Here is a 7,420-nt window from a genome sequence, read left to right as displayed (position 1 = left end):
CGCGCGTTCAAGATCCTCAAGCGCACCAGCCACATCACCATCGAGGTGGCGACCCCCGACGAGTTCGAGGTCGCCGCCAAGCCGAGCTCGAAGAAGGAAGGGGCGAAGTAATGGGCCAGAAGGTCAACCCCTACGGCTTCCGCCTGGGCATCACCACCGACCACGTGTCGCGGTGGTTCGCCGACTCGACCAAGCCGGGTCAGCGTTACGCCGACTACGTGGCCGAGGACGTGAAGATCCGCAACCTGCTGAAAACGAGCCTCGACCGGGCCGGTGTCGCGAAGATCGAGATCGAGCGCACCCGTGACCGCGTCCGCGTGGACATCCACACGGCTCGCCCGGGCATCGTCATCGGTCGCCGTGGCGCCGAGGCCGAGCGCATCCGCGCCGACCTGGAGAAGCTCACCAAGAAGCAGATCCAGCTCAACATCCTCGAGGTCAAGAACCCCGAGGCCGAGGCTCAGCTCGTCGCGCAGGGCATCGCCGAGCAGCTCTCCGCCCGTGTCGCGTTCCGTCGCGCCATGCGCAAGGGCCTGCAGGGCGCGCAGCGCGCCGGCGCCAAGGGCGTCCGCATCCAGGTCTCCGGCCGCCTCGGCGGCGCAGAGATGTCCCGCTCCGAGTTCTACCGCGAGGGCCGCGTGCCCCTGCACACGCTCCGCGCGAACATCGACTACGGCTTCTACGAGGCCCGCACGACGTTCGGCCGCATCGGTGTGAAGGTGTGGATCTACAAGGGCGACATCACCAACAAGGAACTCGCGCGCGAGCAGGCTTCGCAGAAGTCGACCCGCCCGGAGCGTCGGGATGACCGCGGTCCCCGCGGTGGCGGCCCCCGTGGCCCCCGCACCGACGCCCCCGCGACCGCAGGAGCCGAGGCGTAATCATGCTCATTCCCCGTAAGGTCAAGCACCGCAAGCAGCACCACCCCGGACGTTCGGGCGCTGCCACCGGTGGTACCAAGGTCAGCTTCGGCGAGTTCGGCATCCAGGCCATCACGCCCGCGTACGTGACCAACCGTCAGATCGAGTCCGCTCGTATCGCGATGACCCGTCACATCAAGCGTGGCGGCAAGGTGTGGATCAACATCTACCCCGATCGTCCGCTCACCAAGAAGCCGGCCGAAACCCGCATGGGTTCCGGTAAGGGTTCGCCCGAGTGGTGGATCGCCAATGTCAAGCCGGGCCGGGTGCTCTTCGAGGTCGCCGGCGTCCCCGAGCAGCTTGCTCGCGAGGCGCTCATGCGTGCGATCCACAAGCTCCCGCTCAAGGCCCGCATCATCAAGCGCGAGGAAGGTGACGCCTGATGGCCGTCGGATCCAAGGAGCTCGCACCCACCGAGCTCGACACGTTCGAGAACGATCGGCTGATCGACGAGCTCAAGAAGGCCAAGGAGGAGCTGTTCAACCTGCGCTTCCAGTCGGCCACCGGTCAGCTCGAGAGCCACGGCCGCCTGCGCGCCGTGAAGCGCGACATCGCCCGCATCTACACCGTCATCCGTGAGCGCGAGCTCGGCATCCGTGCCACTCCCGCCCCGGTCGAGGTTCCGGTGAAGGGTGCCAAGAAGACCACGCCCAAGAAGGCGGACGCTGCGGAGGCGGATGCGGTGGAGACCGCAGCCGACGACAGCGTCGACACCGAGGAGAAGAAGTAATGGCTGAGGTCAAGGCCGCGGCGCCCACGAAGGCGCCCGCGAAGACCGCCGCCCCGAAGGCGAACGAGGGCCACGAGTCCGCCGCGCACGACGTGCGCGACGAGAACGCCCGTGGATACCGCAAGTCGCGCCGTGGCTACGTCACGAGCGACAAGATGGACAAGACGATCACCGTCGAGGTCGAGGACCGCGTCAAGCACCCGCTCTACGGCAAGGTCATCCGTCGCACCTCCAAGGTCAAGGTCCACGACGAGCAGAACTCCGCCGGCATCGGCGACCTCGTCGTGATCGCCGAGACCCGCCCGCTCTCGGCGACGAAGCGCTGGCGCCTGGTCGAAATCGCAGAGAAGGCGAAGTAACCCATGCTTCAGCAGGAATCCCGCGTCAAGGTCGCGGACAACACGGGCGCCAAAGAGCTGCTCGTCATCCGCGTGCTCGGAGGCTCCGGCCGCCGGTACGCCGGACTGGGCGACCAGGTCGTCGCGACCGTCAAGGACGCGATCCCGGGCGGCAACGTGAAGAAGGGTGACGTCGTCAAGGCCGTCATCGTCCGCACGATCAAGTCGACCCGCCGCCCCGACGGCTCGTACATCAAGTTCGACGAGAACGCCGCCGTGATCCTCAAGAACGACGGCGACCCGCGTGGCACCCGCATCTTCGGCCCGGTGGGCCGCGAGCTGCGCGACAAGAAGTTCATGAAGATCATCTCGCTGGCACCGGAGGTGCTCTAACCCATGGCCAACATCAAGAAGGGTGACCTCGTGCAGGTCATCTCGGGACCGAGCCAGGCTCGCGGCGGAGACCGCGGTAAGCAGGGCAAGGTCATCGAGGTGCTCGTCGAGAAGAACAAGGTCATCGTCGAGGGCATCAACTTCGTGACGAAGCACGTGAAGGTCGGACAGACCCAGCGCGGCACGAAGACCGGTGGCATCGAGACCCACGAGGCTCCCATCCACATCTCGAACGTCCAGGTCGTCGACCCCAAGTCGAAGAAGCCCACCCGCGTGGGCTTCCGCGAGGAGGTCGTCGAGAAGGACGGCGTCAAGAAGAAGGTTCGCGTCCGCTACGCGAAGAAGTCCGGAGAGAAGCTCTAATGGCTACTGCCACTGCTGCGACGGCTGACAAAGCCCAGCCTCGCCTGAAGCAGAAGTACCGCGCGGAGATCACCAAGGCGCTCACCGAGGAGTTCGGGTTCACCAACCCGCACCAGGTGCCGCGTCTGGTCAAGGTCGTCGTGAACACCGGTGTCGGCGAGGCAGCTCGCGACTCCAAGGTGATCGACGGCGCGATCAAGGATCTGACGCTGATCACCGGTCAGAAGCCGCAGGTCACGAAGGCCCGCAAGTCGATCGCGCAGTTCAAGCTGCGCGAGGGCATGCCGATCGGCGCGCACGTCACCCTCCGGGGCGACCGCGCGTGGGAGTTCGTCGACCGCCTGGTGACGCTCGCGCTGCCCCGCATCCGCGACTTCCGCGGTCTGTCGGACAAGCAGTTCGACGGCAACGGCAACTACACGTTCGGCGTCTCGGAGCAGAGCATCTTCCACGAGATCAACCAGGACAACATCGACCGCGTCCGCGGATTCGACATCACCGTGGTGACGACGGCCAAGAACGACGACGAGGGACGCGCCTTCCTGCGCCAGCTCGGCTTCCCGTTCAAGTCCGCCGACGCCGCGGCTCAGCAGTAACACCGATCAAAGAAGGTCGGCCGGGGTGGACCCCGTGCCGAAACCGATTGAGATAAGGACTCAACACTCATGACCATGACGGACCCTGTGGCCGACATGCTGACCCGTCTCCGGAACGCGAACCGCGCGTACCACGACGAGGTCTCCATGCCGAGCAGCAAGCTCAAGACCAACATCGCGGAGATCCTCCAGAAGGAGGGCTACATCACCGGCTGGAAGGTCGAGAAGAACGAGCGTGTCGGCTCGACCCTCACGATCGACCTGAAGTACGGGCCGAACCGCGAGCGTTCGATCGCCGGCATCAAGCGCGTCTCGAAGCCCGGCCTGCGCGTCTACGCGAAGTCGACCGAGATCCCGCACGTGCTCGGCGGACTCGGCGTCGCCATCCTGTCCACCTCGTCGGGGCTCCTCACGGACCGCGGCGCGACCAAGAAGGGCGTGGGTGGGGAAGTCCTCGCCTACGTGTGGTGATCTGACATGTCGCGTATCGGACGTATGCCGATCACCGTCCCCGCGGGCGTCACCGTGACCGTCGACGGCCAGGCCGTCAACGTCAAGGGCCCCAAGGGCGAGCTGAGCCTGAACGTCAAGGCGCCGATCGAGGTCGCCCTCGAAGACGGCACCCTCACGGTCACCCGCCCCGACGACGAGCGCGCCTCGCGTTCGCTGCACGGGTTGACCCGCACGCTGATCTCCAACCAGATCACCGGCGTCACCGAGGGGTACTCCAAGGGCCTCGAGATCGTCGGCACCGGGTACCGCGTGCAGGCCAAGGGCGAGTCGCTCGAGTTCGCGCTCGGCTACTCGCACTCGATCACGTTCGACCCGCCCCAGGGCATCTCGTTCGAGGTCGAGGGCAACACCAAGGTGACCGTCCGCGGCATCGACAAGCAGGCGGTCGGCGAAGTCGCCGCCAACATCCGCAAGCTGCGCAAGCCCGAGCCCTACAAGGGCAAGGGCGTGCGTTACGCCGGCGAGGTCGTCCGCCGCAAGGCCGGAAAGAGTGGGAAGTAATGGCTACCGTCAGCAAGTCCGCGCAGCGTACGCGTCGGCACACCCGACTGCGCAAGCGCATCGTCGGCACGGAGGCGCGTCCGCGTCTCGTCGTGAACCGCTCGGCCCGCCATGTCTTCGTGCAGATCGTCGACGACAGCAAGGGCCACACGCTGGCCTTCGCCTCGACGCTCGAAGCAGACCTGCGTTCCTTCGACGGTGACAAGACCGCGAAGGCCAAGAAGGTCGGCGAGCTGCTCGCCGAACGCGCCAAGAAGGCCGGGGTGGACGCCGTCGTGTTCGACCGCGGCGGAAACCGCTTCGCCGGTCGTGTCGCCGCGATCGCCGAGGGTGCCCGTGAAGGAGGGCTGAACCTGTGAGCGACGTCACCAACAACCAGGATGCGACCGAGGTCGAGACCCCCGAGGTCGAGACCGCTCCGGAGAGCACCGAGACGGTGGCTTCGGTCGCCGGTGGTGCCGCGCTGGAGGCGCCGGAGGGCCAGGTCGTCGAGACCGCCGCCGGCACCGCGCCCAGCACGAACGAGCGCGAGGCCCGTCGCGGGTCGCGCGAGCGTCAGCCCCGTAACGACCGCAACTCGCGGGACCGTGGCGACAGCCAGTTCCTCGAGCGCGTCGTGACGATCAACCGCGTGTCGAAGGTCGTCAAGGGCGGCCGCCGGTTCAGCTTCACGGCGCTCGTCGTCGTGGGCGACGGCAACGGCATGGTCGGCGTCGGCTACGGCAAGGCCCGCGAGGTGCCGCTGGCGATCTCGAAGGGTGTCGAAGAGGCGAAGAAGAACTTCTTCCGCGTCCCGCGCTCCGGCAAGACGATCCCGCACCCGGTGCAGGGCGAGGCCGCGGCCGGTGTCGTGCTCCTGCGTCCGGCTGCCGCCGGTACCGGGGTCATCGCCGGTGGTCCGGTGCGCGCCGTGCTCGAGTGCGCGGGCATCCACGACATCCTGAGCAAGTCGCTCGGCTCGTCGAACACGATCAACATCGTCCACGCGACCGTCTCGGCGCTCAAGCAGCTCGAAGAGCCGCGCGCCGTCGCCGCCCGTCGTGGACTGCCGTTCGAGGATGTCGCCCCGGCCCGCCTGGTGCGCGCCGAGGCCGACGACCTCGCCAACGCGAAGGCAGGTGCCTGATGGCCGCGCGCCTCAAGGTGACCCAGATCAAGTCCAAGATCTCCGAGAAGCAGAACCAGCGGGACACGCTGCGCAGCCTCGGACTGAAGCGCATCGGCGACGTCGTCGTGCGCCCGGACGACAAGCAGAACCGCGGCTACGTGAAGACGGTCGCGCACCTCGTCAAGGTCGAGGAGATTGACTGATGGCTGAAGAGACTGAGAAGAAGGCGCCCGCGAAGGCTGCTGCTTCGAAGGCCGCCGCCCCCAAGGCTGCTGCGCCCCAGAAGGATGCCGCCCCGAAGGCCGCCGCCGAGAAGAAGCCCGCCGCCGCGAAGGCTGCTGCCCCGAAGGCGGCCGCCGCCAAGGCTGACGCCCCGAAGGCCGCTGCTGAGAAGAAGCCCGCGGCCGAGAAGGCTGCTGCTCCCAAGGCTGCTGCCGCCGCGAAGGACGACACCGCTGCCAAGCCCGCCGCGAAGTCGACGGCGGCGAAGGCCGCGCCGAAGAAGGACGCCGCCCCGGCGCGTCCCCAGGTGCTGAAGGCCCACCACCTCCGTCCCGCCGCCGGTGCCAAGAAGGACCGGATGCGCGTGGGTCGCGGTGAGGGCTCGAAGGGCAAGACGGCCGGTCGTGGCACCAAGGGCACGAAGGCCCGCTACCAGGTGCGTGTCGGCCTCGAGGGCGGCAACCTGAACTCCATCATGCGCGCGCCCAAGCTGCGCGGCTTCAAGAACCCGTTCCGGGTGGAGTACCAGGTCGTCAACCTCGAGCGTCTCGCCGAGCTCTACCCGAAGGGCGGGGACGTCACGATCGGCGACCTCGTCGCCAAGGGTGCCGTCCGCAAGAACGAGAAGGTCAAGGTGCTCGGCACCGGCGACATCGCGGTCAAGCTGAACGTCGCCGTCGACAAGGTCTCCAGCTCCGCGGAGCAGAAGATCGTCGCGGCCGGCGGCTCCGTCAAGTAGCACGTCTTCCCGCGTCCGGGAGGGCGACCGTCAGCGGTCGCCCTCCCGGGCCGGATAGGCTCAAACCTCCCGTTCCTGCAATCTGAAGGAGGCGTCGTGTTCAGTGCCGTCGCACGGATCTTCCGCACGCCCGACCTGCGCAAGAAGATCGGCTTCACGCTCGCGATCATCGCGATCTTCCGGCTCGGATCGTTCATCCCCGCCCCGTTCGTCGACTTCGAGGTCGTGCAGAACTGCCTCACGCCGATCCAGAGCGGCGACGGCGGGGGCGCGGCCGGACTCTACGCGCTCGTCAACCTCTTCAGCGGTGGCGCACTGCTCCAGCTGTCGATCTTCGCGCTGGGCATCATGCCGTACATCACGGCGTCGATCATCGTGCAGCTGCTGCGCGTGGTCATCCCCCACTTCGAGACCCTCTACAAGGAGGGCCAGCAGGGCCAGGCGCGTCTGACGCAGTACACGCGCTACCTGACGATCGCGCTCGGTGTCCTCCAGTCGACGACGCTCATCACCGTGGCCCGCAGCGGCCAGCTGATCCCCTGCGACCTCCCGCTCATCACGTCCGACGGCGAGACCGTCTGGGGCATGCTCCTCATGGTCATCACGATGACCGCCGGCACCGGCCTCATCATGTGGATGGGCGAACTCATCACCGAGCGCGGCGTCGGCAACGGCATGTCGCTCCTCATCTTCACCTCGATCGCCGCGACGTTCCCCTCGTCGCTCGGCCAGATCGCGACCGTGCAGGGCATCGAGATCCTGTTGATCGTCATCGGGATCGGGTTGCTGATCATTGCGGCCGTCATCTTCGTCGAGCAATCGCAGCGACGCATCCCGGTGCAGTACGCGAAGCGGATGGTGGGTCGGCGAACCTACGGCGGCAACAACACCTACATCCCGATCAAGGTCAACATGGCGGGCGTCGTGCCGGTCATCTTCGCCTCGTCGCTGCTGTACCTGCCGTCGCTGATCGCCCAGTTCAACCAGGGTTCCGACG

General features: G+C 67.1%; 14 protein-coding genes and 1 pseudogene. All 15 read left to right on the top strand.

Annotation, left to right across the window (positions count from 1 at the left end; translation table 11 throughout):
- Nucleotides 1-111 (top strand): annotated as a pseudogene (locus tag ACILQS_RS14580) (50S ribosomal protein L22); the annotation flags it as partial.
- Complete coding sequence (gene rpsC / locus ACILQS_RS14575) at nt 111-881, top strand: 30S ribosomal protein S3 (protein WP_395640851.1); 771 nt, start codon at nt 111-113, stop codon at nt 879-881. The pseudogene ACILQS_RS14580 and the gene rpsC, both read left to right, overlap by 1 nt.
- Nucleotides 882-883: 2 nt before the next feature.
- Nucleotides 884-1,303: a 50S ribosomal protein L16 gene (rplP, locus tag ACILQS_RS14570; protein WP_395640850.1), complete on the top strand. Its 420-nt coding sequence runs from the start codon at nt 884-886 to the stop codon at nt 1,301-1,303.
- Nucleotides 1,303-1,650 (top strand): 50S ribosomal protein L29, encoded by a 348-nt coding sequence (gene rpmC, locus ACILQS_RS14565; RefSeq protein ID WP_395640849.1) that lies wholly within the window; start codon nt 1,303-1,305, stop codon nt 1,648-1,650. The genes rplP and rpmC overlap by 1 nt, the downstream gene beginning before the upstream one ends.
- Nucleotides 1,650-2,009, top strand: a complete 360-nt coding sequence (rpsQ, locus tag ACILQS_RS14560) for a 30S ribosomal protein S17 (RefSeq protein WP_395640848.1) — start codon at nt 1,650-1,652, stop codon at nt 2,007-2,009. The genes rpmC and rpsQ overlap by 1 nt, the downstream gene beginning before the upstream one ends.
- 3 nt (nt 2,010-2,012) lie before the next feature.
- A complete protein-coding gene (gene rplN / locus ACILQS_RS14555) occupies nt 2,013-2,381 on the top strand; it encodes a 50S ribosomal protein L14 (protein WP_395640847.1) in 369 nt (122 codons plus the stop codon).
- Nucleotides 2,382-2,384: 3 nt separating this feature from the next.
- On the top strand, nt 2,385-2,744 hold the full coding sequence (gene rplX, locus ACILQS_RS14550) for a 50S ribosomal protein L24 (RefSeq protein ID WP_395640846.1): 360 nt from the start codon (nt 2,385-2,387) through the stop codon (nt 2,742-2,744).
- On the top strand, nt 2,744-3,340 hold the full coding sequence (gene rplE, locus ACILQS_RS14545) for a 50S ribosomal protein L5 (protein WP_395640845.1): 597 nt from the start codon (nt 2,744-2,746) through the stop codon (nt 3,338-3,340). Before rplX ends, rplE begins: the two co-directional genes overlap by 1 nt.
- A gap of 69 nt (nt 3,341-3,409) precedes the next feature.
- A complete protein-coding gene (gene rpsH, locus ACILQS_RS14540; protein WP_395640844.1) occupies nt 3,410-3,811 on the top strand; it encodes a 30S ribosomal protein S8 in 402 nt (133 codons plus the stop codon).
- A 6-nt stretch (nt 3,812-3,817) separates the two neighbouring features.
- Nucleotides 3,818-4,354 (top strand): 50S ribosomal protein L6, encoded by a 537-nt coding sequence (gene rplF, locus ACILQS_RS14535; protein WP_395640843.1) that lies wholly within the window; start codon nt 3,818-3,820, stop codon nt 4,352-4,354.
- The gene (gene rplR / locus ACILQS_RS14530; protein WP_395640842.1) at nt 4,354-4,713 is read left to right on the top strand and encodes a 50S ribosomal protein L18; all 360 of its coding nucleotides are present in this window, start codon (nt 4,354-4,356) and stop codon (nt 4,711-4,713) included. The genes rplF and rplR overlap by 1 nt, the downstream gene beginning before the upstream one ends.
- A gap of 77 nt (nt 4,714-4,790) precedes the next feature.
- Entirely contained in the window at nt 4,791-5,480 is a 690-nt protein-coding gene (gene rpsE / locus ACILQS_RS14525; RefSeq protein ID WP_395640852.1) for a 30S ribosomal protein S5, read from the top strand.
- Nucleotides 5,480-5,665: a 50S ribosomal protein L30 gene (gene rpmD, locus ACILQS_RS14520; protein WP_191283567.1), complete on the top strand. Its 186-nt coding sequence runs from the start codon at nt 5,480-5,482 to the stop codon at nt 5,663-5,665. The genes rpsE and rpmD overlap by 1 nt, the downstream gene beginning before the upstream one ends.
- Nucleotides 5,665-6,423: a 50S ribosomal protein L15 gene (gene rplO / locus ACILQS_RS14515; RefSeq protein ID WP_395640841.1), complete on the top strand. Its 759-nt coding sequence runs from the start codon at nt 5,665-5,667 to the stop codon at nt 6,421-6,423. Before rpmD ends, rplO begins: the two co-directional genes overlap by 1 nt.
- Nucleotides 6,424-6,519: 96 nt before the next feature.
- Nucleotides 6,520-7,420: preprotein translocase subunit SecY (secY, locus tag ACILQS_RS14510; protein ID WP_395640840.1), on the top strand; the 901-nt coding region annotated here is incomplete at its 3' end.

The sequence above is a fragment of the Pseudolysinimonas sp. genome (assembly GCF_044239695.1).
Lineage (GTDB): Bacteria > Actinomycetota > Actinomycetes > Actinomycetales > Microbacteriaceae > Pseudolysinimonas_A.
The sequence above is the reverse complement of the archived record's forward strand: the minus strand, read 5'-3'. Positions and strand labels throughout refer to the sequence as shown.

Excerpts from the sequence above, each read along its gene's own strand:
- rpmC (WP_395640849.1), top strand. The coding sequence starts at position 1,303 with ATGGCCGTCGGATCCAAGGAGCTCGCACCCACCGAGCTCGACACGTTC.
- rplN (WP_395640847.1), top strand. The coding sequence starts at position 2,013 with ATGCTTCAGCAGGAATCCCGCGTCAAGGTCGCGGACAACACGGGCGCC.
- rplP (WP_395640850.1), top strand. The coding sequence starts at position 884 with ATGCTCATTCCCCGTAAGGTCAAGCACCGCAAGCAGCACCACCCCGGA.
- rpsC (WP_395640851.1), top strand. The coding sequence starts at position 111 with ATGGGCCAGAAGGTCAACCCCTACGGCTTCCGCCTGGGCATCACCACC.
- rplE (WP_395640845.1), top strand. The coding sequence starts at position 2,744 with ATGGCTACTGCCACTGCTGCGACGGCTGACAAAGCCCAGCCTCGCCTG.
- rpmD (WP_191283567.1), top strand. The coding sequence starts at position 5,480 with ATGGCCGCGCGCCTCAAGGTGACCCAGATCAAGTCCAAGATCTCCGAG.
- rpsQ (WP_395640848.1), top strand. The coding sequence starts at position 1,650 with ATGGCTGAGGTCAAGGCCGCGGCGCCCACGAAGGCGCCCGCGAAGACC.
- rplO (WP_395640841.1), top strand. The coding sequence starts at position 5,665 with ATGGCTGAAGAGACTGAGAAGAAGGCGCCCGCGAAGGCTGCTGCTTCG.
- rplR (WP_395640842.1), top strand. The coding sequence starts at position 4,354 with ATGGCTACCGTCAGCAAGTCCGCGCAGCGTACGCGTCGGCACACCCGA.
- rplF (WP_395640843.1), top strand. The coding sequence starts at position 3,818 with ATGTCGCGTATCGGACGTATGCCGATCACCGTCCCCGCGGGCGTCACC.
- rpsH (WP_395640844.1), top strand. The coding sequence starts at position 3,410 with ATGACCATGACGGACCCTGTGGCCGACATGCTGACCCGTCTCCGGAAC.
- rplX (WP_395640846.1), top strand. The coding sequence starts at position 2,385 with ATGGCCAACATCAAGAAGGGTGACCTCGTGCAGGTCATCTCGGGACCG.